This window comes from Ruegeria sp. CDSB117 (assembly GCF_059611005.1).
Map to the genome: position 1 here is coordinate 26,517 of NZ_JBXWOS010000018.1, position 24,568 is coordinate 51,084.

27 protein-coding genes are annotated in these 24,568 nt (G+C 58.2%); 14 read left to right on the forward strand and 13 right to left on the reverse strand.

Going from position 1 to position 24,568, the window contains the following annotated elements:
* The first annotated feature begins 5 nt into the window (after positions 1–5).
* The 3 genes from AC2FJC_RS17875 to AC2FJC_RS17885 all read left to right on the forward strand — a co-directional run bounded on the left by AC2FJC_RS17875 (position 6) and on the right by AC2FJC_RS17885 (position 1,771).
* A complete protein-coding gene (locus tag AC2FJC_RS17875; RefSeq protein WP_496740507.1) occupies positions 6–281 on the forward strand; it encodes a hypothetical protein in 276 nt (91 codons plus the stop codon).
* A 176-nt stretch (positions 282–457) separates the two neighbouring features.
* A complete protein-coding gene (locus tag AC2FJC_RS17880) occupies positions 458–766 on the forward strand; it encodes a hypothetical protein (protein WP_496740508.1) in 309 nt (102 codons plus the stop codon).
* 63 nt (positions 767–829) lie between these two features.
* Complete coding sequence (locus AC2FJC_RS17885) at positions 830–1,771, forward strand: LysR family transcriptional regulator (RefSeq protein WP_282119981.1); 942 nt, start codon at positions 830–832, stop codon at positions 1,769–1,771.
* Here AC2FJC_RS17885 and AC2FJC_RS17890 read toward each other — a convergent pair.
* Positions 1,768–2,211: a low molecular weight protein-tyrosine-phosphatase gene (locus AC2FJC_RS17890; protein ID WP_496726154.1), complete on the reverse strand. Its 444-nt coding sequence runs from the start codon at positions 2,209–2,211 to the stop codon at positions 1,768–1,770. The two genes, AC2FJC_RS17885 and AC2FJC_RS17890, sit on opposite strands and share 4 nt — an antisense overlap.
* Positions 2,212–2,239: 28 nt before the next feature.
* Here AC2FJC_RS17890 and AC2FJC_RS17895 point away from each other — a divergent pair, with 28 nt between their 5' ends.
* Together AC2FJC_RS17895 and AC2FJC_RS17900 are read left to right on the forward strand one after the other, a co-directional pair.
* Entirely contained in the window at positions 2,240–2,935 is a 696-nt protein-coding gene (locus AC2FJC_RS17895; RefSeq protein ID WP_496740509.1) for an NAD-dependent deacylase, read from the forward strand.
* A 68-nt stretch (positions 2,936–3,003) separates the two neighbouring features.
* Complete coding sequence (locus AC2FJC_RS17900) at positions 3,004–3,612, forward strand: HdeD family acid-resistance protein (RefSeq protein ID WP_496740510.1); 609 nt, start codon at positions 3,004–3,006, stop codon at positions 3,610–3,612.
* 87 nt (positions 3,613–3,699) lie between these two features.
* Here the strand turns inward: AC2FJC_RS17900 and AC2FJC_RS17905 are convergent, their stop codons facing one another.
* The 5 genes from AC2FJC_RS17905 to meaB all read right to left on the reverse strand — a co-directional run bounded on the left by AC2FJC_RS17905 (position 3,700) and on the right by meaB (position 8,090).
* Positions 3,700–4,173 (reverse strand): copper chaperone PCu(A)C, encoded by a 474-nt coding sequence (locus AC2FJC_RS17905; RefSeq protein ID WP_496740511.1) that lies wholly within the window; start codon positions 4,171–4,173, stop codon positions 3,700–3,702.
* Positions 4,174–4,217: 44 nt separating this feature from the next.
* Positions 4,218–4,613, reverse strand: a complete 396-nt coding sequence (locus tag AC2FJC_RS17910) for a hypothetical protein (protein ID WP_496740512.1) — start codon at positions 4,611–4,613, stop codon at positions 4,218–4,220.
* A gap of 363 nt (positions 4,614–4,976) precedes the next feature.
* Positions 4,977–5,264, reverse strand: coding sequence for a 50S ribosomal protein L28 (rpmB, locus tag AC2FJC_RS17915; protein WP_058272217.1), 288 nt, complete (start codon positions 5,262–5,264; stop codon positions 4,977–4,979).
* A gap of 574 nt (positions 5,265–5,838) precedes the next feature.
* Positions 5,839–6,966, reverse strand: coding sequence for a Hint domain-containing protein (locus AC2FJC_RS17920; RefSeq protein WP_496740513.1), 1,128 nt, complete (start codon positions 6,964–6,966; stop codon positions 5,839–5,841).
* A 146-nt stretch (positions 6,967–7,112) separates the two neighbouring features.
* A complete protein-coding gene (gene meaB, locus AC2FJC_RS17925; protein ID WP_496740514.1) occupies positions 7,113–8,090 on the reverse strand; it encodes a methylmalonyl Co-A mutase-associated GTPase MeaB in 978 nt (325 codons plus the stop codon).
* A 225-nt stretch (positions 8,091–8,315) separates the two neighbouring features.
* Between meaB and hrpB the strand changes: the two genes are divergently transcribed.
* From hrpB to AC2FJC_RS17940, 3 genes are all read left to right on the forward strand, one after another.
* Positions 8,316–10,751: an ATP-dependent helicase HrpB gene (gene hrpB, locus AC2FJC_RS17930; protein ID WP_496740515.1), complete on the forward strand. Its 2,436-nt coding sequence runs from the start codon at positions 8,316–8,318 to the stop codon at positions 10,749–10,751.
* Between the two features lie 110 nt (positions 10,752–10,861).
* A complete protein-coding gene (locus AC2FJC_RS17935; protein ID WP_496740516.1) occupies positions 10,862–11,320 on the forward strand; it encodes an NUDIX hydrolase in 459 nt (152 codons plus the stop codon).
* A gap of 92 nt (positions 11,321–11,412) precedes the next feature.
* Positions 11,413–12,891: an inorganic phosphate transporter gene (locus AC2FJC_RS17940; protein ID WP_496740517.1), complete on the forward strand. Its 1,479-nt coding sequence runs from the start codon at positions 11,413–11,415 to the stop codon at positions 12,889–12,891.
* An 11-nt stretch (positions 12,892–12,902) separates the two neighbouring features.
* On the opposite strand, the gene AC2FJC_RS17945 is transcribed toward AC2FJC_RS17940, so the two are convergent.
* From AC2FJC_RS17945 to AC2FJC_RS17955, 3 genes are all read right to left on the reverse strand, one after another.
* Positions 12,903–13,877, reverse strand: coding sequence for a 2-dehydropantoate 2-reductase (locus AC2FJC_RS17945; RefSeq protein ID WP_496740518.1), 975 nt, complete (start codon positions 13,875–13,877; stop codon positions 12,903–12,905).
* 67 nt (positions 13,878–13,944) lie between these two features.
* Positions 13,945–14,895 (reverse strand): pirin family protein, encoded by a 951-nt coding sequence (locus tag AC2FJC_RS17950; protein ID WP_496740519.1) that lies wholly within the window; start codon positions 14,893–14,895, stop codon positions 13,945–13,947.
* 111 nt (positions 14,896–15,006) lie between these two features.
* Entirely contained in the window at positions 15,007–15,855 is an 849-nt protein-coding gene (locus AC2FJC_RS17955) for a phytanoyl-CoA dioxygenase family protein (protein ID WP_496740520.1), read from the reverse strand.
* A gap of 187 nt (positions 15,856–16,042) precedes the next feature.
* Here AC2FJC_RS17955 and AC2FJC_RS17960 point away from each other — a divergent pair, with 187 nt between their 5' ends.
* Both AC2FJC_RS17960 and AC2FJC_RS17965 read left to right on the forward strand, forming a co-directional pair.
* Positions 16,043–16,531 (forward strand): twin-arginine translocation pathway signal, encoded by a 489-nt coding sequence (locus AC2FJC_RS17960; protein WP_496740521.1) that lies wholly within the window; start codon positions 16,043–16,045, stop codon positions 16,529–16,531.
* 47 nt (positions 16,532–16,578) lie between these two features.
* Complete coding sequence (locus AC2FJC_RS17965) at positions 16,579–17,136, forward strand: ferric reductase-like transmembrane domain-containing protein (protein WP_496740522.1); 558 nt, start codon at positions 16,579–16,581, stop codon at positions 17,134–17,136.
* Between the two features lie 32 nt (positions 17,137–17,168).
* Here the strand turns inward: AC2FJC_RS17965 and AC2FJC_RS17970 are convergent, their stop codons facing one another.
* The 3 genes from AC2FJC_RS17970 to AC2FJC_RS17980 are packed head-to-tail and all read right to left on the reverse strand — an operon-like array spanning position 17,169 to position 19,671.
* Positions 17,169–17,516: a 5-carboxymethyl-2-hydroxymuconate Delta-isomerase gene (locus AC2FJC_RS17970; protein WP_496740523.1), complete on the reverse strand. Its 348-nt coding sequence runs from the start codon at positions 17,514–17,516 to the stop codon at positions 17,169–17,171.
* 12 nt (positions 17,517–17,528) lie between these two features.
* Positions 17,529–18,455: an ornithine carbamoyltransferase gene (gene argF / locus AC2FJC_RS17975; protein ID WP_496740525.1), complete on the reverse strand. Its 927-nt coding sequence runs from the start codon at positions 18,453–18,455 to the stop codon at positions 17,529–17,531.
* 28 nt (positions 18,456–18,483) lie between these two features.
* Complete coding sequence (locus AC2FJC_RS17980) at positions 18,484–19,671, reverse strand: aspartate aminotransferase family protein (protein WP_496740527.1); 1,188 nt, start codon at positions 19,669–19,671, stop codon at positions 18,484–18,486.
* A gap of 292 nt (positions 19,672–19,963) precedes the next feature.
* Here AC2FJC_RS17980 and AC2FJC_RS17985 point away from each other — a divergent pair, with 292 nt between their 5' ends.
* A complete protein-coding gene (locus AC2FJC_RS17985) occupies positions 19,964–20,848 on the forward strand; it encodes a DMT family transporter (RefSeq protein ID WP_282169143.1) in 885 nt (294 codons plus the stop codon).
* A 112-nt stretch (positions 20,849–20,960) separates the two neighbouring features.
* Entirely contained in the window at positions 20,961–22,196 is a 1,236-nt protein-coding gene (locus AC2FJC_RS17990; protein ID WP_496740529.1) for an MFS transporter, read from the forward strand.
* Here the strand turns inward: AC2FJC_RS17990 and AC2FJC_RS17995 are convergent.
* Positions 22,193–22,996: an ABC transporter permease gene (locus tag AC2FJC_RS17995; protein ID WP_496740531.1), complete on the reverse strand. Its 804-nt coding sequence runs from the start codon at positions 22,994–22,996 to the stop codon at positions 22,193–22,195. The two genes, AC2FJC_RS17990 and AC2FJC_RS17995, sit on opposite strands and share 4 nt — an antisense overlap.
* Before the next feature lie 126 nt (positions 22,997–23,122).
* Between AC2FJC_RS17995 and AC2FJC_RS18000 the strand changes: the two genes are divergently transcribed.
* Together AC2FJC_RS18000 and AC2FJC_RS18005 are read left to right on the forward strand one after the other, a co-directional pair.
* On the forward strand, positions 23,123–23,698 hold the full coding sequence (locus AC2FJC_RS18000; RefSeq protein ID WP_496740624.1) for a GcrA family cell cycle regulator: 576 nt from the start codon (positions 23,123–23,125) through the stop codon (positions 23,696–23,698).
* Between the two features lie 309 nt (positions 23,699–24,007).
* Positions 24,008–24,568, forward strand: a complete 561-nt coding sequence (locus AC2FJC_RS18005; protein WP_496740533.1) for a hypothetical protein — start codon at positions 24,008–24,010, stop codon at positions 24,566–24,568.

A 24,568-nucleotide genomic window follows, 5' to 3' on the forward strand; every position in this document is an offset into this window, starting at 1 on the left:
TAACATTGATCTGGGAAGCCGCCGAAGAACTCTCGACTACTTTGGAAGAGGAAAATCCGCCTTCCGAGTGGATTAAAGCAATCTTAAAAAAGCTCAAAGCAGGGTTGGCTGATCTGCTCAAATGGAGTGCTCTAACAGTCAAGTTGGCGGTAGGTACAGTTGTCGTGATAAGCTCCAAGAGTGTCACGACCGCTGTCGTGGATACATATATTGCTAAACATCCAGAGAAAATTGGGGGGTTAATAGAAGCTTTAGAGCGGTGGCTGCCCTTTTTATCTTGAACGGCGCCGGGCTGAAGCCCGACCTACAGGTATTGGGGGGGTAAGGTATCGTTGCCGTCTCGTGTATTCACTTTTTCGAACCACCCAATTGATCCAGACTCCACTTTGATTCATACTCCGCCGCAGACCGAGAGGGGCATCAGACCCGTCCGGGCAGGCAAAAACGAGGCATGAGCATGAAAAAATTCCTCTTAATCGCATTCTGTGCCACGTCGCTGACGGCGGTGGCTCCGGTCGCAGAGGCGGCGCAGATCAAACGGGCGTGTCTGGCATCTGACCGGTCGGCGGCGACGCGGGATCGGTGCAGTTGCATTCAACGAGTGGCCAACCAGGCGTTGACCCGCAGCGATCAGAAGACCGTTGCCAAGTGGTTCCGCGACCCGCATCAGGCGCAAGAGCTCAAGATGTCGAAGACCCAGCGCGACGATGCGCTGTGGGACCGGTATCGGAACTTCGGTCAGATGGCGCAGGCGATCTGCAACTAGGCTGATCAATCCTTGACCTGACCTGAACTGCGCCCCAGAAAGGCGCAGCGAAAGGGATATCTGATGGTTATGAAAGGGCTGACCCTGCGCGGCCTCGAAGTGTTCGAGGCGTTGGCGCGGACCGGATCAGTAGCGCAAGCCGCCGAGATCACAGGGCTTAGCCAGCCGTCAGTGTCCCAGCAGTTACGCAATCTGGAAAAGGCAGTGGGCACCGATTTGGTGGATCACGCACGGCGCCCGATGCGCCTGACCCAGGCTGGGCGCAGCTTTCTGGCCCGCGCGCAGGCTGTTCTGGCCGAACTGCAGATGGCCCAAAGCGAGCTGACTGTGATGGACCTGGGGCACCTTGCAACCCTGTCTGTCGGCCTGATTGACGATTTCGACAATGACCTGACCCCGCGACTGGCCACTCTGTTGGCCGAAAGTCTGACGCGGTCAAAGTTCAAACTGATCACACTGCCCAGTCTTGACCTGTTCGAAGAACTTGAGGCGCAGCGCCTTCAGCTTGTGGTGTCAGCCCATAGCGGCGAGGTGCTGGAAGGCGTGGTCGAGTACCCGCTGGTGCGCGATCCCTTCATTCTGGTGACGCCCAAAGGGGCCGAAAACGCCATGCAGGATCTGCCCTTCCTACGCTATGCCCGCGAGCAGTTGATCAGCCGCCAGATTGAGGCCCATCTGGCGCGCCAGCAGCTGGAATTTGAAGAACGGTTCGAAATCGGTTCTCATCTGGCGTTGATGGCAATGGTCGCGCGCGGCCTCGGCTGGGCGATCACGACGCCGCTGGGCTATATGCGGGCGGCGCGATTCCATGACGGGCTTGAGGCGCACCCTGCCCCGATCGGAGATGTGTCGCGGACGATTTCCTTGTTCACCCGCACCGACTGGTCAGGTCAGGTTCCGCAAGAAGTCGCAGGCATGATGCGCCGCCTAATGGGCAGCCAGATTGTTGACCCGGCCCTTGCGCAATTGCCATGGCTGAACAACCGCCTAAAGTTGATGAACTAGCCGCGTAGATGCGTGTCGAGACCTTCGACCGCCGCCTCGATTAGATCCAATGCTCCATCGAAGTCACGTGTATAGTATGGGTCCGGGACGTGGTCTGTGCCGATATGAGGCGCAAAATCCGTCAGCAAACGCACTGGGGTTTCGTTCCCAGCTGGCCTCAATGCCTCAATATCCGCGAGGTTGTCGGCATCCATCCCGATAATCAAATCGAACCTGTCGAAATCCGCGGGCACAAATTGGCGCGCCCGCAAATCATCCAGTTTTATGCCACGCGACAGAGCTGCCATTTGCATCGGCCCATAAGGTGGGTCACCAATGTGCCAGCCAGAAGTCCCGGCACTATCGGTAGCGTGATGCGGCGCACGGGCGCGAAAGGCGCCCTCGGCGGCGGGAGAACGGCAGATATTGCCCAGACAGACGAACAAGATACGGTGGGTCATGAACCACGGTGTAACGCGAAGGGCCAAGATGGAAAAGATCGTCATTCTGACAGGGGCCGGGATTTCCGCCGAAAGCGGGTTGGGCACGTTCCGCGACGAGGGCGGTTTGTGGGCCCAACACCGGATCGAAGACGTTGCCACGCCCGAAGGGTTCGCGCGTGATCCCGCGCTGGTGCACGGGTTTTACAATGCCCGCCGCGTACAGGCCGCCGAGGCGCAACCTAACGCGGCCCACGATGCACTTGCCCGACTACAGCAGGACTGGCCCGGCGAGGTTGTGATCGTCACACAAAACGTCGACAGCCTGCACGAGGCCGGTGGCGCGCAAAACGTGATCCACATGCATGGAACGCTGGCGGGCGCGCTTTGCGCGGCCTGCGGCCACCGCTGGACGGCGCCGCCCGAGATGGCCGTGGGCGAGCCCTGCCCTGCCTGCGTAGCCCCCACTGCGCGTCCGGATGTGGTGTGGTTTGGTGAGATGCCTTATCACATGGACGCCATCTATGATCATCTGGCAGGCGCAAGTATCTTCGCCGCCATTGGCACTTCGGGTCAGGTCTATCCCGCCGCGGCCTTCGTGCACGAGGCCATGATGTCCGGAGCAAGAACTGTCGAACTGAACCTCGAGCCGTCGACCGGCGCATCCAGTTTCGACGAAGTCATACTAGGCCCCGCAACAGAAGCCGTTCCGCGCTGGGTTGATCAGATCCTGAACTCGCAGTAGGGCGATACCCGCAGACAAGCGGCGAATTTCCTTGCTATACTAGTGCCCTAACAACCCGAGAGGTCCCCATGACAGACCCAAAAAACCAACAAGGTGAAATCCTTGATGATGACAGCCTCGACACGCGTGGCGCCCTTGGTGATCAGCTAACGGACCTGTGGTGGACATTCTTGCTGCGCGGAATCCTGGCTGGGGCGCTTGGGATCGCAGCGCTATTCTGGCCGACGGGCAGCATCTCTTTGCTGATCCGTCTGGTGGGCCTGCTGCTGGTCCTCGATGGTGGCCTGACGCTGCTGGGGTTTGGTCGACGTGGCCTGATTGGCGGTTTCGGCATCGGGGCGCTTCTGATCGGACTGATCCTGCTGATCTGGCCGGAAGGCGTCGCGCGCCTCGCGTTCTTCTTGCTCGGCGCCTGGGCTTTGATTGTCGGGATAGGCTCGCTGATGGCGTGGCGGCAATTGCCCGATGCACATCCTGATGCATCCACCATGCGCAACTCCGGCATTGTCGCGCTGTTGATCGGCCTTGTTTTGTTGTTTTGGCCGGGCAGTGGCATGGTGGCGCTGGGCTGGGCGATTGCTTTCTCGGCGCTGGCCTTTGCCGCAGTAATGCTCTGGCTGGCCATGCGCTTCAAGCGCGCCCATGACCGCGTGGCGATGCGGGTGGTCAACCGCTGAACCTTTTCCACAACGACAAAAGGCCGGGAATATCCCGGCCTGACGCATGGATGACGGCCGCAGCGCGGCCCGAGTTCAGGCGTAGCCCTAGTTCGAATGCGAACCGTGACCGCCGGTGTCCTTACGCACCAAATCCACCGGAATCTTGATCTCGACCTCGCCTGCTGTCTCGAAGATCAACGTAACGGGAACCATTGCATCCTGTTCAAACGGGGCTGTCAGGCCCATGAACATCACGTGATCGCCACCACGCTTCAGCATGTGCATTTCACCGGCGGGTATGACAAAGCCTTCTTCGACATGGGTCATCTTGGCAACGCCGTTTTCGTCGACAATATGGGTGTGCAGCTCGACTCGAGCAGCAGCGTCGGATTCCACGCCGATCAAACGATCATCGGTCGCGCCGGTGTTCTGGATCATCATGAAGGCTGCGCCGGCTTTGGCTGTTTTACCCGATGATCGGGCATAAGCGTCATCGACGGTGATGGTGTCCTGCGCGAAAGCGGCGGTAGCAATAGTTGCGGCGGCAAGGGTAGTCAGCAGTTTGGATGTGAGGGACATAGCGCCTCTCCTGTAGCTTTGTGTTTGATAAGAATTTTAATGAATCAAACACTTGCAGGCGGTGCCCGGGCTGGCTGTGACGGTATAGGCAGAGCGATCAGATTTCCCGCCATACGCGATGGCATGGGTCGATCGGTGTCCGGCGCAACCGGCAAGGACGGTTCGTCAATGCTCACCGCGCCCAACAGGTTCAACGCATAATCCGGACAGAAGTGCGGGGCCTTTGTCGGCTGCCCTTCGGCATCCATATAGACCACGACCGGACCAGATCCGGTACACAGCACCATATGCCCCACCGCCCGGTCCACACCGCGCGATGCAGCAACGCCCTGCCCGGTCAAAACGACCAGCAGCGACAGCACAAACGGCAGAACTTTGTTCAGAACGGGTTTCATCCTGTCCCCGATATAGGCCAGAGACAAAACGGGCTTCAAGCGCAATCAGACACGCCTGAAGCCCAGGGCCGGGAGGACAATGTCAGCGGTCCAGTTCCGGACGCTTGACGGACCCTTTTGTCAGGCTTGTATGCAGCCGATTCACCCGACGCTGCATCCGCAGACATGCCCCAAACGTTTTGCCGAAAAAGCCGGCCAGGAGGGAGAAAGAAGGTAATGATTTGAACGACATGAGGTTGAACTCCGCCAGATGAATATGCCTAAACATAATACGGGTAGAGCAAACGGTATGTGAACAATTTCACCCAATGCGAAAATTTAATTCCAAATTGAGAACAGCACTCTGCGCAAAATGAAAAAGCCCTGCACCATAAGGTACAGGGCCTGAATTCTTGCAGGAAAAAGGTCTTAGGCCGAAGCTTGCGCCTTGGCGATTTCCTTTTTCACTTTCAATGCGTTGTTGGACAGCTCATCGTCCTTGGCTTTCGCCAGGAACGCGTCCAGACCACCGCGGTGGTCCACCGAACGCAGGGCAGCCGCCGAGATGCGCAGCTTGACGCCACGTCCCAGCGTTTCCGACTGCAACGTAACATCGTTCAGGTTTGGCAGAAAACGACGACGAGTTCTGTTTTTGGCATGACTGACATTGTTGCCAGTCATCGGGCCTTTTCCGGTCAGTTCGCAACGGCGCGACATGGTTTCTTCCTTTGTTTCTGGAGGCCAGGCATTACACCCTCGGCCAAATCACAAGGGGCACAACCCGAAGTCGCGCCCGAAAACTGGTTGGATGCATGTAGTGGGAATCACAGACGGGGTCAAGCCATATGCCAAGGATTCACAGCACCAAGTTTTCATTTAATTCTCCCAGCCGTTTCAGGGCGTGATTTTCCAATTCAGGACGACCTGTTTTTGCCGCTGCGGCCGCCAGACGCGCCCAGTAGCGGGGGCTTTTCAGCCGTGCTGCACGATGCAATGCGCATACCCCGCTTTTATGAAAGTTGCCCCTGGCCAGGGCTCCCAAAACCGCCCCAGGTCAGAAACGCGGTGGCGAAAGATGTCATACAAGCGAGACTGACCTGGATTGAAAAGCGTGGCACGCAGTCGATTTCCATCAAAAATCCGACATTGCTGCATTCTTCAACTGCCCTTTTTTGACCGGAGTTGCCTGCCTGATCGGGTAATTTCATTCAGTCACGTGTTCATGGCGGGTTCAACATGGCTGCTTTTTTGGGATTTAAACACCCGAGGGGCGTCCCCTAGGCGTCGCATCCTACAGCAGTGGTTTTTCATTCTTCAGATGCCGCGCCACGAGGCGCGCCTGTTGGGGACCTTTGGGGATATACCGGGCCGGATTGGGATTGTGGTTCATATCCGCCAATTCCGGAAAGATATCGAATATCTCACGCCGAGCTTCAAGGCTAAGGGCCTTGAGGGCCTCAGGCCCGGTAAACAGGCTTTCGCTTGGGGCACTTTCGGCAAAGATAACCTCGTGCCGGTCAAAAAGCAGGTGGTAATATTCGACACTGTCCACCGTATCATCGACGAATATGCCTGGCAGGGTGGTCAGTTTTATCGCTGGAATCAGAACTTCGGGTTCTCCAAACATCCGTTCAGCGATTTTCGACTGCACCAGCATTCTGTGCTGCCGTGACACCAGCAGGTCTCGTTTGGGCAACCCATTGCCCAGCGCGCCTGCCAATATGCGGACGGGGCGACGTTTCGGATCGCCCGCCAATGCCACAGAGTCAAATTTACGGCGCCCGATCCAGCGGATCGGTTGCATCCCGTTGCCCCGCGTTGGGATCATATCCCCCTGTCGGAGATCCTGAATAAGGACCGGACCACGTTGTGCCTGAATTACTGTATCGCGGGTAAAGCACAAAAACCCTGTGCCGGATTCAAACCCGCTATAGTTGACCACGATCCCCGAGGGCAATTCGAAGCTGCCGCTGGAAAGCGAATAGGATTGCCCGACAACAACGGTGAACGTTCCGAAATTTGCGTCGGTTACAACTGTGCCCACCGGAAGGTTCAGCGCGTCCTGCCCGCCGCCGCCCTGAACATCCCCGGTGACTTGGGTTCGGATAAAGTTCAGGGTGTCATTGCCCTGCCCCAAACGGATATTGCCGACGCCTACGTCAAAAACCGTGACGGTATCCGCATCGCGACCCGCATTGATCTGCCCATCGATCTGGGCGTTGAACACGGTGATTTCATCGTTTCCGGCGTTGCCGCGTACACTCCCGGAAATAGTACTGCTTACAATCGTGATCTCATCGTCACCGCCACGGGCGCGAATATCATCAATGGGCGTGCCCTGGGGCGTGCCGTTCAGCGTACCTTCGTCGCCGGTGACTTCGATATCGTCGTCACCATTTGTCCCACGTATATTGGGCATGTACGGCTATCTCCGACGCGTTCATTTGTTGACTTGCGCAACAACGAGACTATCGCCTTCCCCTCGAAATAGCACAATCAGGAATTGTATCCTTGCCCATAATACATGATTTTGGCGCACCCTCCACCACTGACACCAACAGGCGTCTAGTGTATTGCCAGGATACTAAGCATTCGATCCGCAGCCGCCGTCGGGCTGAGATTGCCTGCGCCAACGGCGGCCCCAAGGCGATCCATTTCTGCGCGGGCGGTCGGCGTATCCAACCGCGATAGCAGCGCGTAACGCACCTCCTGATCGAACCAGAACCGCGCTTGCGCCGCGCGATTGCCATCCCAATGGCCGTTTTCACGCCGCCAGCCTGACAGGGTGGTCATTTCGTCCCAGGCTTGGTCAAGCCCATGTTCCTCGACCGCGGAAACGGTCATCGCTTTGGGGAAACCTTCTGGGTCCTGCGGGCGTTTTCGCAGCAGGCGCAAAGCCCCCGCGTAGTCCGCACAGGTTCGGGTGGCCGTGGCTTTCAGATCCCCATCCGCCTTGTTCACAAGGATCATATCGGCCATTTCCATGATGCCGCGCTTGACCCCCTGCAACTCATCACCGCCCGCAGGAGCGAGCAGCAGCAGAAACAGATCGGACATTTCAGAGACGACGGTCTCGGACTGCCCGACCCCTACAGTTTCAATCAGCACCACGTCGAATCCCGCCGCCTCGCACAGGGCAATCGCCTCACGTGTACGGCGAGCCACGCCGCCCAAATGGGATTGGCTGGGGGATGGGCGGATAAAGGCGTTCTTCTCGCGACTCAACCGCTCCATCCGGGTTTTGTCACCCAGAATAGATCCACCTGAACGGGTCGAGCTGGGGTCGACGGCCAGGACCGCAACGCGGAGGCCCTGCTCGATCAGCTTCATGCCAAAGCTTTCGATAAAGGTGGATTTTCCCACCCCCGGAGTACCGGACAACCCAACGCGCAGGGATTGCCGCCCGGCTTTGGCCAAATGCGCCAGCAATTCAGACGCCTGCGCCCGATGATCGGCACGGCCACTTTCGACCAGAGTGATTGCCCGGGCCAGCGCACGCCGGTCCCCGTCCAAAATCTTATCACCTAGGCTGTCCATATCCATTCCGACCCCGATCTTTTGCGGCACGACTACTTGCCGCCCCGACAGGTGATTTGTCCAGACCGGACCGCGAAGGAAACCTGCCCGATACCTGCATTTCGCATCTATGTGTTGCTGTTGATCCTCTTTGACCGGACCGCCGCTGGTTCTATGCTACAGCGGCGCGATCATCGTCATTGGGAAACAGCAGAACTGGACGTTGCGCCTTGGTTGGCGGATAAAGCGCCAATGACAACACGCCTGCCCATCGATGACGCCATCCCCGAATTGCTTGACGCCCTGAAGGCCAATGGCCGGGCCGTTTTGCAAGCCCCTCCGGGCGCAGGCAAGACAACGCGGGTGCCTCTTGCGATGCTCGAGGCCGGCTTGTGCGACGGCAAGATCATAATGCTCGAACCCCGAAGGCTTGCTGCGCGTGCCGCGGCAGAGCGGATGGCTGAAACACTGGGACAACGTGCAGGCGAAACCGTCGGTTACCGCGTGCGGGGCGATGCGAAAACCTCAAAAACAACCCGCATCGAAGTGGTGACCGAAGGCATTCTGACCCGAATGCTGCAATCTGAACCGGATCTGCCCGGCGTCGGCGCGGTGATTTTTGACGAGTTTCACGAACGATCTTTGAACGCGGATCTGGGACTTGCCCTGTGCCTTGAGGTTACGGGCGCACTACGCGACGACCTGATCCTGCTGGCGATGTCCGCCACACTCGACGCCGAACCGGTCGGCCAACTGATGAACGCGCCGGTGGTGACGTCCGAAGGGCGCAGTTACCCGGTTGAAACACGTTGGCAGGACCGGCCGCTGGGTGCACAGGCGCGACGACTGGACGCCCTGATTGATCTGGTCGTCCAGGCCGAGCATGAAACTGAGGGCGGTATGCTCGTATTTCTGCCCGGCGAGGGCGAAATCCGCAGGGCCGAAGCCGCACTAACTAAACGGTTGCCTGGCGATTGCGCTGTTAGACCTCTGTTCGGAGCAATGCCCTTTGCCGCCCAGCGCGCAGCGATCTCGCCAGCCGAGACAGGGCGCAAGGTCGTGCTTGCCACGTCAATCGCCGAGACCTCGCTGACCATTCCCGACATCCGCGTGGTTGTGGATATGGGTCAAGCGCGCCGGGCGCGGTTCGATCCGGGCTCTGGCATGTCGCGGCTGGTCACGGAACGGGTGACGCGGGCCGAAGCAACCCAACGCGCAGGTCGTGCAGGGCGCGTGGCCGAGGGCGTGTGTTACCGGCTGTGGTCCAAAGGGGAAGAAGGTGCGCTGGCTGCCTACCCCCCTGCCGAAATCGAAGCCGCCGACCTTACGAGCCTTGCGCTGGAACTGGCGCTTTGGGGGGCCGAACCGGATGACCTGGCCTTTTTGACACCACCACCCGAAGGAACGATGGCCGAGGCCCGCACATTACTGAACATGCTGGGTGCGTTGGATGCAAAAGGGCGGATCACCGACCACGGACGGGCCTTGGCTGCGCTGCCCCTGCATCCTCGGCTGGGGCATATGCTGGTGACTGCCGGGGCGAGTGCCGCTTCGTTGGCTGCACTGATGGCAGAACGCGATCCACTGAAAGGTGCCCCGGTAGATCTGCTGCTGCGACTCGAGGCATTGCGCGATACCCGCGCCTTTCAACGCAACCGGGTGTGGCAGATCAACATGGGCGCTTTGGAACGGATCAAAGCCGAGAGCAAGCGGCTAAAAACACGAAGCAGCAAGACAGACCTAAGCCCAGCCGCGATGGCCGCCTTGGCTTATCCCGATCGAATTGGGCAACGCCGTAAAGGCGATGTGCCGCGTTACGTTCTGTCCGGCGGCAAGGGCGTCGTGCTGGACAGCGGTGACACATTGGCGGCCGCGCCGTATCTTGTTGTGACAGATACGGACGGAAACCCGCGCGAGGCCAAGGTGCGCATGGCCGCACAAATCTCAGAGCGTGAAATCCGGGACCTGTTCGCGGATCAGATCGAATGGGTCGACAGCTGCGCGTGGTCGAAACGTGAACGCCGGGTCATTGCGCGCACGCAGGAACGCCTTGGCGCGATCACTCTGGATGACCGTATCTGGAAGGACGCGCCGGACGAGGCCATCGCCCGCGCCATGCTGGACGGAGTGCGTGATCTGGGATTGCGGCTGGACGGGGCCGCGGCACGATTGGCGGCACGGGTGGAACTAGTACGCGCCGAAGGGATCGACCTGCCGGACTTTTCATTGGGCGGGCTGATGGCCGCTCTGGACGACTGGCTGCTACCCATGCTGTCAGGTCAGCGCAGTGCAGACGACTGGAAAAAGTTCGACCTGCTGCCCGCCCTGCGTGCCCGGCTGGACTGGTCCCAGACGCAGGAGCTGGACCGTCGCGCGCCGGGATCGTTTGAAACACCACTGGGTCGAAAGGTGCCGATTGATTACGGCGGGGCGGTGCCCGAGATTTCGGTCCGCTTGCAGGAACTGTTCGGTGTCACCCGGCATCCGCTTATCGGGGGCGAGGCGCTCAAGATCACTCTGCTGTCCCCTGCGCGGCGACCAATCCAGATTACGCGCGATCTGCCGGGATTTTGGGCCGGATCTTACGCGGATGTGCGCAAGGACATGCGGGCGCAATATCCAAAACACCCCTGGCCCGAGGATCCGACCCAGGCCGATCCAACCTTGCGGGCCAAGCGGCGGACCTGACGTGCGTTCGCTTCAGAAAATGCGTTCGTTCAATAGATGCATTGAAGCCCCGGATTATAGTTGTTATGTCACTTTTCCTTGAACCTAAGAAAAGTACTGGCACTTAATCGATGGCATCTTGGCTCAACAATATCTGGGAAGAAGTAGGCAAACCCTTCTTCCAGCGCCCTCACAGGGTTCAGTTTGCAGCCTTGTGCGTACGCGGGACCGGCGACGACAAGCAAGTCCTGTTGATCACCAGCCGCGGTACGGGTCGCTGGGTCATCCCAAAGGGATGGCCGATTGACGGCATGGACGGGGCCGAGACTGCCAAAGAAGAAGCATGGGAAGAAGCCGGGGTGAAAGTGAAACACCTTGGCCGCAAGGCCGTCGGACATTTCACCTATGACAAGATCCTGGATGACGGCACAGCCCAGCCCGTACGCACCAATGTGTATCGCATAGATGTCAAAGATCTGGCCGAGGAATTCCCCGAAGTCAGCGAGCGTGAACGGTGCTGGTTTTCGCCGCATGAGGCCGCAGAGCTGGTGCAAGAGCCGGAACTGCGCGAAATGCTGCGTCAAATGTAACGCTTTCGCAACAAACTTCTGTGAGGCCGGTTGCAACGTGACCGGGCAACCGTTAACCGCGCCGGTTAAACCGTATCACCCACAGAAAACCGATGTCGAACACGAACGAAAAAAACCGCTGGCAGGCTCTGGACAGCGATCTGCACCGAATTTCGCGCCTTGAGAATGCAAACGTGCACGTAGCACGACCGCTTCTTGCACCAGGTATAGCGCTGGCATTCATTGTCATGGCGGGGCTTATCGCGGCAATTCTGTTCGGTCGGGCCGATGGCGGGCTGATCGTCATCGCGGCCGCCGGTTTTGGGGCCTATATGGCAATCAACATCGGTGCCAACGACGTTGCGAACAATATGGGCCCTGCGGTTGGCGCGAACGCACTGACCATGGGCGGGGCAATCGCCATCGCGGCCGTCGCGGAAAGCGCGGGGGCTCTGCTGGCGGGCGGCGACGTCGTCTCGACCATCTCCAAGGGCATTATCGACCCAGCTTCGGTCCAGAACAGTAATGTCTTTATATGGGCAATGATGGCGGCGCTGATCTCATCAGCGCTGTGGGTCAATCTGGCCACATGGGTTGGCGCGCCCGTTTCCACCACACACTCGGTCGTGGGCGGTGTGATGGGCGCTGGCATTGCTGCAGCAGGTCTCAGCGCGGTTAGCTGGGGCACAATGAGTGCGATTGCTGCCAGCTGGGTGATATCTCCGGTTCTGGGCGGCGCGATTGCTGCCGGGTTTCTGGCGCTGATCAAGGCCAAAATTCAATATCAAGACGACAAGATCGCCGCGGCCCGCCGCTGGGTACCCATTCTTGTGGCCGTGATGGCCGGTGCATTTGCCACCTATCTGTCGGTGAAAGGCTTGAAGCGGATCGTGAAAATCGATCTGGAAATTGCGCTTTTGATTGGTCTGACGTCAGGCTTTCTTGCCTGGGCCGTGACTGTGCCCTGGGTTCGGCGCAAGTCCGAAGGGCTTGAGAACCGCACCAAGTCGTTGAAAACACTGTTTGGATTGCCCCTGGTGATCTCGGCCGGGTTCCTGAGCTTCGCCCATGGCGCCAATGACGTTGCCAATGCGGTTGGCCCGCTGGCCGCAATCGTGCACGCCGCCGAGTTCGGCGATTTTGCCTCAAAAGTCACGATCCCGACATGGGTGATGGTGATCGGAGCCTTTGGCATTTCGTTTGGTCTGTTCCTGTTTGGCCCCAAACTGATCCGGATGGTGGGCAGTCAGATCACTAAGCTGAACCCGATGCGCGCATTCTGCGTCGCCTTGTCGGCAGCCATCACAGTGATTGTCGCAAGCTGGCTTGGGCTGCCGGTCAGCTCGACCCACATTGCGGTTGGTGCTGTGTTCGGCGTTGGGTTTTACCGGGAATGGAATCAGGATCGCCGGCGCAAGAAAAGCAATGATCGCCGTCCGCCCGAGCAGCGCATTGCTCGCGAAGAGCAGCGGCGGCGCAAACTGGTTCGGCGGTCGCATTTCATGACCATTGTGGCCGCATGGGTAATCACGGTCCCGGCGGCGGCGACAATGTCGGCGGTGATCTTCTGGATCCTGACTGCGTTCACCTGAACGCGGTCGGATCACTGGATAATCTGATCGGGTGACAAGCTCTCGTCCAGCTTCTGTTCAATCAATTCCTGAACCCTTGCGCAGGTCGGCGTACGCCGCCCATGTTGCGCACCCAGTCGGACAATCTCGCCTTGCAGGCTGCCGATTTCCGTAACGCGCCCCGCCATGAGATCATAGGCCATCGACGTTCGCGCGCTGGGGTCGATGGTCAGCATCCGCGCGGCGATCCGGGAAAACAATGGCGTTGGAAGACGTAGGATATGTGGTGTAACCCAAGCAGGCAACGGGGTCGTCGACGTGACAGGATGACCAGCGGCCTTTAGCACGCCCAAAGCCTCGGACATCTGATCGGCCATCAAACAGCGCCATTTGCGGTCCAGCAGTTGATCCTTCAATGTCAGCCCCGACAACGCATTCAGCGCATTGTTCAGATTGATGACCAGCTTGCCCCATTGCACGGCTTCGATCTCGTCACTTTCGATCACTGGCAGATTGGTTGAACTGAGTGCCTGCCCCAAGTCACCCGGGCCGGATTGGATCACGATTTCGCCGGACGTCGCGCGGTGGAAAGTAGCAGGTTCGGGCGGCACAACATTGAAGGGCACCATTCCTGCGCGAACCTCATGATCCGGCAATACTGCCTGCAGAACGCGGGCGTTTTCCATTCCGTTCTGCCACGACAGAACCGGCGCAGACGTTGGCGCGAATTGCGCAATCTGACCTGCCATACCCGCCGTGGCCGCCGTTTTGACAGTAACGATCACCAACTCAGCATCTATCAGGCAATCAGGGTTTTCCGACGTCGTTAGATTTTCGGCCGCCACATAAAGATGCAGGCCGGAAAAATCGGTAACGGTCAGGCCATTCTCGCGGATCGGGTTCAGAATGCGAGGACGGCCCAACAGGGTTACCGAGTGTCCGGCATCAGTCAGGAAAGCCCCGCAATAGCATCCAATGCTTCCGGCACCTGCGATAACGATCTTCATTGCGCCCCTCCCATTGAGACGAGGATTGCCGGTATCGCGGGTTCGGACAAGGCCCCCTGACGCTTGGTCAACGCGCCCGTCTTGGCTTAGTGCGCTCCAAGTCTTCTGAGATCGGAATAAACTCCTGATCGTCGCCGGGCGGTAGATGGAAGGCACCATTGGCCCAATCGGCGGCTTTCCATTCGCGCGTCGCGTTTTCAATCTTTTCCTTCGACGACGACACGAAGTTCCACCAAATGTACCGTTCTTCGGTTAACGTCGCACCGCCCAACAACATCAATCGCGCGCCAAGTGGACCGGCCTTAACCGACAGGTGGTCGCCCGGGCGGAACACCATCATGCGACCTTCCTCGAACATGTCACCAGCAACCTCGACCGAACCCTGAGTGACGTAGACGCCACGATCTTCATGATCGTCGGGCAGTGGAAAGGCGGCACCGGGTTCAAGCTGCACGTCCAGATAGAAGGTGTCCGACAGCATCGTAACCGGGCTGGTTTCGCCATATGCCGAACCAAGGATCAACCGGGCACTGACACCGTTATCTTCGATATGCGGTAATGCACCCTGTTTGTGGTGTTCAAAATCGGGGGACATATCTTCATGCGCCTTGGGCAGCGCAATCCAGGTCTGGATGCCAAACAGGCTGTGCCGCTTGCCGCGTGTTTCTTCGCTGGTGCGTTCCGAATGAGTTACACCGCGACCGGCCACCATCCAATTGACCTCACCGGGATAGATCATCTGATGGGTGCCCAAACTGTCGCGATGTTCGAACTCACCCTGATACAGATAGGTCACCGTACCCAAGCCAATATGAGGGTGCGGCCGCACGTCGATGCCACCATCGGTGATGAACTCGGCGGGTCCCATCTGATCGAAAAAGATGAACGGGCCGACCAGTTGCCGTTTGATCGAAGGCAGCGCACGCCGCACTTCGAACCCGCCCAGATCGCGTGCGCGGGGAATAATCAGCGTTTCCAGAGGCGAATCCTCAGGGTGTTGGGTGGGGTTCCAACTCATGACTGCTCTCCTGTGATCGGTCCGTTCAGTTCACTGATACAGAGTAGGATTGACAAACCAGCCATTCAATTTGCAGGAATGCACAGAACTGGTGCGAGCCCGGTCCTTAATTCAGACAAGACCCAGCCCGCGTGGCCAAAGCTGCGGGAAAAACGTCCCATCAATTCGATCACCTTCGCGATATCCTTCGGCTTCGAACTGCGCCCGTTCATCCTTGGCCCAATCCCCCCGATACCGGATCCTGCCATCCGGAGCGGTCATCCGCAGCGTAAACCTGTGTACCGTTTCCGTTGGGGTGACTGATGACAGCCCACCGTGCAAGGTGCGCATGTCGAAGAAGATGCAGTCGCCCAGATTCATATCCCATTGCAAAAGATCGAATGCACCCGGATCGGCATTGACGTCAGGCGGCGGGTGATAGGTCAACCCTGCAACCTCGGTGGGTTCGTAGCTGGGATGCCCGTCGGCGAACCTGACCCGCATGAACAACTTGTCCCACAGATGCGAGCCTTTGACGAAGGCGATACCGTTTTCTTTGGTAACCGGCTCAAGCGGCAACCACAGGACGCACATCGTTCCTTCAAAGTCGAAATAGGACAGGTCCTGATGAAACGGTGGACGCGAAGTTGATCCAGCCTCGCGCAGGAACCAGTTGTCCATGACAAGATTGATCGATGGTGCACCCAGCAACTGTGCGGCAAGCGGAGCACAAGGTGAGTTGTGAACGAATTGCGTGAATTGCAGGATTTTATTCCAAGCCCAGTAGTCCTCGAAATAGGCAGGTGCGCGAGGGTCCTTGGTATGGCGGGTGAAATTATCGGTTGGGCAGGCCAAATCCGCGTCGATGCCGTCTCGCAAAAGTGCCAGCCAATCCTCTGAGAACCTGGAGCGCAGCACAACCGCACCGTCGCGCTTGAACGCCTTGATTTCTTCGTCTGAGACAACGTCTTCGACAATCATAGTGCAGGACTCCCCGAACTGACGGATTTCAGGATGGCACCTGCGCGGGGGCACGGTCAAAGGAATTCACAATTTGTCACCTCCGCCGCGCGACCCCTCGGAAACTGAAAAAATCGTGCTATCTTCCCACTCAAAACACGCCCGGCATTGTCGTGGTGAGGTAAAACGCTTGAAAAGAGAGGTTTGCATGCCTGGTCTTACGTTCTCTCGTCGTTCTTTGGTTTTGGCGTCTGGGGCTGTTCTGGCAACGGGTGCGACAGGCTTTTTGGTGCCAGCGCGCGCAAGTGGCGTGGCCCCCACCGCATCCATGCGCGGAGGGTCCAACAATTATCGCCCTGGTGCACCCATCGTTGATCGGATCGGCGGCGGCGGGTTCTGGATGACTGGCACGGTGCGACGCGCCGGTGACGGTGCCCCCCTGCCCGGTCAGCGCATCCAGATCTGGGCGCATACGACAGAAGGCCACGAACGCGATCCGCAGAGCCACGGCGCAACTCTGACCGATGCCAATGGTGAGTTCCGACTGGAGATGCCGCAGATCGTACCCGCCTTTGGCCAGCCACACGGCCATCTAGCTTATGACAGTGGTGAATTCGAAACGGTTTTCCTGCGCCCAATCATGGGCAGCTCCAAGGACAAAACCTTGGCCGTGCATTTCGTGCTGCAGCCCGCCTGATCGCAGTGCGTCGAAGCCTGGTAATCTGGACACTCTTGATCCTTGCCATGGCCGCACCGCTTATCGCGGCCGCAGCCAGCCCTCTGCTGGCATGGCGCGAACCGGTCTACGTCGCCGCCGGGTTTGCCGGTGTTATTTCAATGTGTCTGCTGTTGTTGCAGCCGCTACTTGCGGGCCGTTTGTTGCCGGGACTGACCCCGGTTGCCAGCCGCCATTGGCATAGGTGGTGTGGGCTGGCATTAGTTGCAGCCATTCTGATCCATGTCGGTGGTTTGTGGGTCACCAGCCCGCCCGACGTTATTGACGCTCTGTTATTTGTTTCACCGACACCGTTTTCGGCTTGGGGTGTGATTGCGATGTGGGCCGCGTTCGGAGCCGCGTTTCTGGGTCTTTTTCGCAAGCGCCTTGGCTTAAGGTTTCGCGTCTGGAGGTTGGGTCATGCGAGCCTTGCGATCATCACCATTATTGGCAGCGTCGTACATGCCCTGATGATTGAAGGTACCATGGAGGTCATGACCAAGTGGGTATTGTGCAGTCTGGTCGTGTTGGCGAGCGTCGCGACGCTCGCCAAATTGCGGATTTGGCATATCAGGCGACCCACCTGAACAACACAGGGCCTGTGCCAACCCAACACTGGCTATGGTCCGGCGAGCCGTTTCGCGTAGGAAGCGCGGTTCATCTGAACGTCTTGCACTGTGATACTGCCAACCTCGGGCAAGGCCGCCGACAAAACCTTGAGAATGTCGGCGTTAAGCCCAGAGCGCGTCGCCTCGTCACGACCCTGCATCAGCAGAAGCGTGGCGTGGACAAAGCTCTGGGGATCAGTGCCGATACGGTAGTATTCTACCGGTGTCGCGCGGATTTTTATCGTTTCAGCGTCGAATTCACGATGTTCAGCCAGTAAGGCAAATAGCTGATCGCAAATTGCCTGAACATCATGGACCTGCTCTATACCTTTAGAAAACTCCAGGGTGACATGAGGCATTTTAGACTCCGTTCAGACCCCGAGACACCAGCGCATCACAGCCTTTTGCGCGTGCAGGCGGTTTTCGGCCTCATCGAAGATGACCGAGTTGGGGCCGTCCATCACCTCAGATGTCGCCTCTTCTTCGCGGTGGGCAGGCAAGCAGTGCATGAACAGCGCGTCGGGTTTGGCGTGTGACATCAGTTCGGCGTTGACCTGATAAGGGCGCAGCATGTTGTGGCGGCGTTCCTTGGCGGACTGGGAATCGTGCATTGATACCCAGGTATCAGCGACCACCAGATCGGCCCCCTCAACCGCTTTATACGGATCTCGTTCGACCAAGATTTTCGAGCCCTTTTGACGGGCAAGCCCCATGAACTCTTCTTCAGGATCAAGCTGGGCCGGGCCGGTGAAGGTGAAATCAAACCCGAACTGCCCCGCGGCATGCAGGAACGACGCGCAAACATTGTTGCCGTCACCGGTCCAGACTACTTTCTTGCCCGCAATCGGACCGCGGTGTTCTTCAAACGTCAGCACATCCGCCATGATCTGGCAGGGATGGGTGCGGTCAGTCAGGCCGTTGATGACTGGCACGTCCGAGTATTCCGACATCTCGGTCAGAATGGTCTCATCGAAGGTCCGGATCATGATCATGTCGACATAGCGCGACAGGACGCGGGCGGTGTCGGCAATGGTTTCGCCGTGGCCCAGTTGCATGTCCTTGCCCGACAGCACCATGGTCTGCCCCCCCATCTGGCGCACACCCACGTCAAAGGACACGCGCGTTCTGGTAGACGGTTTTTCGAAGATCAGCGCAACCATACGGTCTTTCAGAGGCTGTTCGTCATCAAGTGCTGCCTTTGGGCGGCCCAGGCGCGCCTGTTTCATAGCGCCCGCCTGATCAATCATGGTCCGCAGATCGCCCGCGTCGGTTTTATGGATATCGAGGAAATGGTTCATTTCAGTTCACTTTTCATTCGGGTGTGTCTTAGGCCGAGGCCATTGACTCTTCGACCTGCGCAGCGGCTTTGTCGAGGCGGATCACGGCTTGTGCGATATCGTCTTCTGTCAATGTCAGAGGCGGAAGCAGGCGGATCACGTTATCAGCGGCGGGAACCGTAATGACTTCATTGTCATAGCCTGCGTTGACCATGTCGATATTGGGCGCTTTGCACTTCAGGCCTAGCATCAGTCCTGTTCCGCGCACTTCTTCAAAGACTTCCGGGTGCTCGGCGATTAGCCCTTCGAGCTTCTGGCGCAGCAACCCGGCCTTGCGGTTGACGCCCTCTAGGAATGCAGGCGTTGCCACCTGATCAATAACGGCGCAGCCCACGGCACAGCCCAGCGGGTTGCCGCCATAGGTAGAGCCATGCGTGCCTGCCGTCATACCGCTGGCGGCGTCTTCCGTGGCAAGAACAGCACCCAGCGGGAAACCCCCGCCGATGCCTTTGGCGACCATCATGATATCCGGGGTAATCCCAGCCCATTCATGGGCGAACAGCTTGCCGGTACGGCCAACGCCGCATTGGACCTCATCAAGGATCAAAAGCAGGCCATTGTCGTCGCAGATCTGGCGCAGCGCTTTGAGTTCTGCGTCAGGAACAGGGCGAATGCCACCCTCGCCTTGCACGGGTTCGATCATGATTGCGGCTGTTTTGTCGGTGATGGCGTTAGTGACGCCATCGAGATCGCCAAATGTGACATGAACAAAGCCGGGCAGCAGTGGGCCGAAGCCCTTGGTCATCTTCTCAGACCCGGCAGCGGCAATACCAGCCGACGACCGGCCGTGGAACGAGCCGTCAAAGGTGATGATCTCGATCCGTTCAGGCTGATCCTTGTCATAGAAGTACTTGCGGGCCATTTTCACGGCCAGTTCGCAAGATTCTGTGCCCGAATTTGTGAAGAAAACAGTATCAGCAAAGGTGTGCTCGACCAGTTTGTCGGCCAGCGCCTGCTGCTGCGGGATGTGGTAGAGGTTTGAAACATGCCACAGCGCGTGCGCCTGCTCGGTCAGGGCATTGACCAGCGCAGGATGGGCATGGCCCAGCGCATTCACGGCGATCCCAGCGCCCAGGTCCAGAAAACGTCGGCCATCTGCCTCGGTCAGCCAGGCGCCTTCACCCTTCACGAAAGTCAGGGGCGCGCGGTTATAGGTCGGCAGAACGGACGGGATCATGGGATCATCCTTTTCAGGTAGTTTGAGCCTTGTGAGTGATACACTCGGGCTGTGTTCGTCAACTGATTTGGTGGAAATTGCGCCGATTTGAACAGCGCAAATAGATCAAAGAGGCCGGTTACGCGGCGAAGCGTCGGCGTCGGAGTCGCAGGATATGTGCGTTTTTGATCATAAGCCGCCGTATAGCGCTGCCCGAAGCATCTGAAAACCCTGAAATTGGCAACCAGCGAAAATACTTGGCGCGATGCATTTGCCGCTTGCCATTTGACATGCGCTGACGCACCGCTGACATATGTTTGTCGCCAAAGCCCATAATCCGCCTCTTGCGGCCGTGCTGATCACCGCCGCCAGTGCATTGCTGGCCGGGACCACCCTGCTGGCCAAAGCCTTGGGGACGGACACGTTGGGTCCCGCGCTGCACCCAATGCAGATCAGCCATGGGCGGTTTCTGTTTGCCTTTATCGTGATCGTCACCGCCGTCGGCGTGATGCGGCCGCGCCTGCAGCGTCCGCATTGGGGCCTGCATATTGGGCGTACAAGTTTCGGCTGGGTCGGCATTACGCTGATGTTCGCCTCGGTCGCATTCATCCCGATCGCGGATGCGACGGCGATTTCCTTTCTAAACCCGGTCTTTGCAATGGTGTTGGCAATCCCGCTGCTGAAAGAAGGCGTCGGCCCTTGGCGCTGGCTGGCGGCAGCTGTGGCGCTGGCTGGGGCACTGATACTGTTGCGCCCGACACCCGATAGCTTTCAGCCAGCTGCCCTGTTGGCACTGACCGCAGCCGCAGTCATCGGGATGGAGCTGATATTCATCAAGAAACTTTCGGGTCGAGAAATCCCGATCCAGATCCTGCTGATCAACAACGCAATGGGCCTGACGATTGCCTCTGTCGCGGTGAGCTTTGTTTTTCAGATGCCTACTTTAGAACAATGGGCGGCGCTGGCGGGTATTGGCGCATTGATGGCCTGCGCGCAGGCGTGTTTTGTGAACGGTATGGCCCGTGCGGATGCCTCATTTGTTGCCCCGATCAGCTATGCGACGCTGATTTTTGCCGCTTTCTACGATTTCGCGATATTCGGCGTGATTCCGGACGGGATCAGCATGATCGGCTCGGCCATAATTCTGACTGGCGGACTTATTCTTGTCTGGCGTGAAGCGCGGGCGCGGCAGGCCTGAAACTCTAAAAAGTTTTCCTGACATGGCCCGGGGGCGACCTGCATGTCGCAAACCCCGAAGAATGCGGATTTATCCGGCGCAATGTGGTCTCAGTTGATTTGAGAGTTTACCCATGCACGAACGCCGTATCCCCGAATGGGTGCGCCATGCCCCAGCACCGTCAGTCCGCGACTTTGGTATCCTTGCCGGGTTCGAGGCGATTGTCCGCGGCATTCTGATATCGGTCTTTCCACTGGCCATGTATCGCGCGCTGGGTGATGCGTCTTCGGTATCGTTCCTGTATTTTCTGGTCGGCGTTATCTCGTTGATTGCGGGGCTGATGGTGCCGTTCCTGATCCGCTTCATACCGCGCAGATGGGCGTACACCGCCGGTTGCCTCATGTTCATCGGCGGTGCCCTTCTGGCGATTGAGGGCAGCCCGGCGGCGGTGGTCGGTGCGCTTGCCCTGAACACGGTCGCGACAGTGGTCACGTTCATTTGCTTCAATGCTTATGTCCTAGATTACATCAGCAAAATCGAGCTGGGCAAATGCGAGACCAGCCGCATGTTTTACAGCGCCCTCGGCTGGGCAGGCGGCCCGATGGCCGGCGTCTTATTGCTGGAGGTATGGCCCCCTGCCCCGTTTGTCATCAGCGCGGTGGCAGGTGCGGTCATGCTGATCCAGTTCTGGCGCATGCGGTTGGGTAATGGAAAGTTGATCACCAAGGCGCGGGGCGCCGCGAAAAACCCGCTGGCTTTTCTGCCGCGCTTCTTTGCGCAACCCCGTCTGGTCGCGGGATATCTTTTTGCCATGATCCGATCCTGCGGCTGGTGGATCTACGTGGTGTACCTACCCATCTTTGCCATTCAAAACGGGCTGGGTGAGCAACTGGGCGGTATCCTTCTGTCCACAACCAATGCCATGCTGTTCGCGGCTCCGCTTATTCTGCGCTGGGTGCAGGGGCGTTCGATTCGCACGGCTGTTCGCGTTGGCTTTGCTGCCTGCGGAGCCTGCTTTGTCACCGCTGGGGCAATCGCGGGTTGGCCGGTCGCGGCGGTTGCGGCGTTGGTTCTTGGGTCCATCTGGCTTATCGTTCTGGACATTTGCGCCGGTCTGCCTTTCCTCATGGCAGTGAAACCATCCGAACGCACCGAGATGTCGGCGATCTACTCCAGTTACCGCGACGTTTCCGGCATTCTGACACCCGGAGTTGCATCACTGGTCCTTCTGATCTCACCGGTCGCCGGGGTATTCGCAGTCGGAGGCTTGGCCTTGTTCGGGGCCTGGGCCGTGGCCGCAAACCTGCACCCCCGATTGGGAAAGCCCAGAATGACTTTTCAACCCGGTTCACTGGCCGAGACAAGTTAAGCCTTAAGGCGATACCCCGTTCGCAGCATCTGCCAGGTCAGCGCACCGACTAACAGCGTGGCACCGGTGCATACTGCTATTCCCAACCAAGGTGAGCTGTCGGACACACCGATCATCCCGTACCGCAGGCCGTCAATAAGATAGAAAACTGGATTCACGTGACTTAGGCGGTTCAAAACCGGAGGCAGCGCCTGGACCGAATAAAACGTACCCGACAGGAAAGCCAATGGCGTCACGATGAAGTTCGTGATGGCCGCCATCTGATCAAACTTGTTGGCAAAAATCCCGGCGAACAGGCCCAAGGCCCCCATGAATGCGCCGCCCAGCACTACGAAGATCATGGCAAACAACAGATTCTGCGGGTAAATTCCCAAAACCAGCGCAAGTGCGACTGCAACCACACATGCGATCAGAACACCACGCGCGACCCCACCTGCCAGATAGCCCAGCAGTATCTCAAGCGGGGACAAAGGTGGCATCAACGTATCGACGATGTTTCCCTGCACTTTGGCGATCACCATCGAGGATGAGGTGTTGGCGAACGCATTCTGGATCACGGTCATCATCATGATGCCCGGCGCCAGAAAGGTCAGGAACGGCACCCCCATCACATCCGGACGCCCCGGACCGATGGCGATATTGAAGATCAGCAGGAACAGCCCTGCCGTCACAAGCGGCGCCAACAGGGTTTGAGTCCAGACCGCTAGAAACCGCAGAGTTTCACGCTGGGCCAACGTGTAAAGCCCCATCCAGTTAACTGTTCCGAAACGCCGTTCGCTCTGATCTGCGGAAATCTGCATCACCTGCCCTCATCCTGATTCGAGAACCGCTTGTAACTCGGCCCGCAGTGATTAAAATAGGGGGCTGAGACGAATTCCCAAGGCGGCCCGAATCCGGGGCCGCTTTCCGCTTTTGAAAGGCAAATGATGTCCTGGACTGACGAGCGCGTAGAACTGCTGAAGAAAATGTGGGGCGAGGGCCAGTCGGCCAGCCAGATCGCCAAAGAACTGGGTGGCGTAACCCGCAACGCGGTGATCGGCAAGGTACACCGTCTGGGTCTGTCAAATCGCGCAACCGGTGCCTCGCCGGCTAAATCCGAACCCAAGGAAAAACCGGCACCCGTGCCCAAGGCCGAGGCCAAGCCGAGGCCCGCGCCCAAAACCGAACCGGCGCGCCCGGCCCCGGCACCTACTGCTGAGGCAAAGCCTGCTGTTCCGGCCCGCCGCCAGATCATTCCGGCCGGTCAACCGCTGCCGCCACAACCATCTGCCAATGAAATCAGCCCCGAGGCATTGGCCAAGGTCAACGAGGTCGAGAAAAAGGCCAAGAAGCTGACGCTGATGGAACTGACCGAAAAGACCTGTAAATGGCCCGTAGGCGACCCCGCGACCGAGGATTTCTGGTTCTGCGGCCTGCCGGTTGAAGCGGGTAAACCTTATTGCGAAGCGCATGTTGGCGTGGCGTTCCAGCCAATGAGCTCGCGTCGAGATCGTCGGCGGTAGGTGCTTTGTGGTGAACGCAGGTATTTGCGGCGTGGCACTGACAACTTGATTTCTTAACTGACCACCCATCGCAAGGCGCGTGGTCAGTTATTTTTTAACCCGAGAGATTCTGCTATTCAACCAAGGTTGAGATACAAGGCCCTATTCTTCGCCTATGCTGTGCTGATCTTTACTGCCTATATGCAGCCGTTAGATCCGCAATTGTTCGAACCAAACACGGACAGAAATTCCCTGCTATTGTTCATTCAAGGCTTGTTTCTGCTCGTTTGGTTCATCCCCGCCACACCCATATGCATTGGCGGACTTGCCTTGCTGGGACTGTGTCCAATCCCGCGTCCTCTAGCGGTATTTCTGGCGATCTCGTCAGTTGTGATTGGATTGCTGCTGACACTGGCATCCGGTGTGCTCGCCCTATCTTCGGACACTCAGCTATTACATGGGATCAGCTTAACGATCGCAATTGCATCGAGTTTTCTCATTTGGTCGGGTCGTGATGGGAAGCCAAACCCATCATGGATTGCAAAAATCGGGATATCGATCTCAACGCTGATCGCGTTCTGGTCCCTGCTGACGATTCCGATGCTCTTGTTGCAAGCACGGTTGATCACGGACGGTTCACCCTATTGCATCGCCGAACATTCAGAGAATTCTCCGATAGAAGCCCTGCACGGGCTACGTGGATTCTCATTCTACACAACAAAAACCGGGTACAAATCGACGTCTGAATGGTACTTTCACGGTTTGATGATCGTAGATCATCCCGACGATCAAAGGGTTTACAATTGGTCTCCAAGACATTGGCGTTTCGATCTTGTAGAACGCCCGGATGCACTGATCGAACCGGTCAGAAACGTCTGCGTTCCAAAGTAA

Coding starts and splice junctions, on each gene's coding strand:
- AC2FJC_RS17895 (WP_496740509.1), top strand. CDS start 2,240: ATGGAAAAGATCGTCATTCTGACAGGGGCCGGGATTTCCGCCGAAAGC.
- AC2FJC_RS17890 (WP_496726154.1), bottom strand. CDS start 2,211: ATGACCCACCGTATCTTGTTCGTCTGTCTGGGCAATATCTGCCGTTCT.
- AC2FJC_RS17905 (WP_496740511.1), bottom strand. CDS start 4,173: ATGTCCCTCACATCCAAACTGCTGACTACCCTTGCCGCCGCAACTATT.
- AC2FJC_RS17955 (WP_496740520.1), bottom strand. CDS start 15,855: ATGATTGTCGAAGACGTTGTCTCAGACGAAGAAATCAAGGCGTTCAAG.
- AC2FJC_RS17960 (WP_496740521.1), top strand. CDS start 16,043: ATGCCTGGTCTTACGTTCTCTCGTCGTTCTTTGGTTTTGGCGTCTGGG.
- AC2FJC_RS17995 (WP_496740531.1), bottom strand. CDS start 22,996: ATGCAGATTTCCGCAGATCAGAGCGAACGGCGTTTCGGAACAGTTAAC.
- hrpB (WP_496740515.1), top strand. CDS start 8,316: ATGACAACACGCCTGCCCATCGATGACGCCATCCCCGAATTGCTTGAC.
- AC2FJC_RS17990 (WP_496740529.1), top strand. CDS start 20,961: ATGCACGAACGCCGTATCCCCGAATGGGTGCGCCATGCCCCAGCACCG.
- argF (WP_496740525.1), bottom strand. CDS start 18,455: ATGAACCATTTCCTCGATATCCATAAAACCGACGCGGGCGATCTGCGG.
- AC2FJC_RS17985 (WP_282169143.1), top strand. CDS start 19,964: ATGTTTGTCGCCAAAGCCCATAATCCGCCTCTTGCGGCCGTGCTGATC.
- AC2FJC_RS17935 (WP_496740516.1), top strand. CDS start 10,862: ATGGCATCTTGGCTCAACAATATCTGGGAAGAAGTAGGCAAACCCTTC.
- AC2FJC_RS17940 (WP_496740517.1), top strand. CDS start 11,413: ATGTCGAACACGAACGAAAAAAACCGCTGGCAGGCTCTGGACAGCGAT.
- AC2FJC_RS18000 (WP_496740624.1), top strand. CDS start 23,123: ATGTCCTGGACTGACGAGCGCGTAGAACTGCTGAAGAAAATGTGGGGC.
- rpmB (WP_058272217.1), bottom strand. CDS start 5,264: ATGTCGCGCCGTTGCGAACTGACCGGAAAAGGCCCGATGACTGGCAAC.
- AC2FJC_RS17885 (WP_282119981.1), top strand. CDS start 830: ATGGTTATGAAAGGGCTGACCCTGCGCGGCCTCGAAGTGTTCGAGGCG.
- AC2FJC_RS17970 (WP_496740523.1), bottom strand. CDS start 17,516: ATGCCTCATGTCACCCTGGAGTTTTCTAAAGGTATAGAGCAGGTCCAT.
- AC2FJC_RS17880 (WP_496740508.1), top strand. CDS start 458: ATGAAAAAATTCCTCTTAATCGCATTCTGTGCCACGTCGCTGACGGCG.
- AC2FJC_RS17965 (WP_496740522.1), top strand. CDS start 16,579: ATGGCCGCACCGCTTATCGCGGCCGCAGCCAGCCCTCTGCTGGCATGG.
- AC2FJC_RS17950 (WP_496740519.1), bottom strand. CDS start 14,895: ATGAGTTGGAACCCCACCCAACACCCTGAGGATTCGCCTCTGGAAACG.
- AC2FJC_RS17900 (WP_496740510.1), top strand. CDS start 3,004: ATGACAGACCCAAAAAACCAACAAGGTGAAATCCTTGATGATGACAGC.
- AC2FJC_RS17980 (WP_496740527.1), bottom strand. CDS start 19,671: ATGATCCCGTCCGTTCTGCCGACCTATAACCGCGCGCCCCTGACTTTC.
- AC2FJC_RS17945 (WP_496740518.1), bottom strand. CDS start 13,877: ATGAAGATCGTTATCGCAGGTGCCGGAAGCATTGGATGCTATTGCGGG.
- meaB (WP_496740514.1), bottom strand. CDS start 8,090: ATGGATATGGACAGCCTAGGTGATAAGATTTTGGACGGGGACCGGCGT.
- AC2FJC_RS17920 (WP_496740513.1), bottom strand. CDS start 6,966: ATGCCCAATATACGTGGGACAAATGGTGACGACGATATCGAAGTCACC.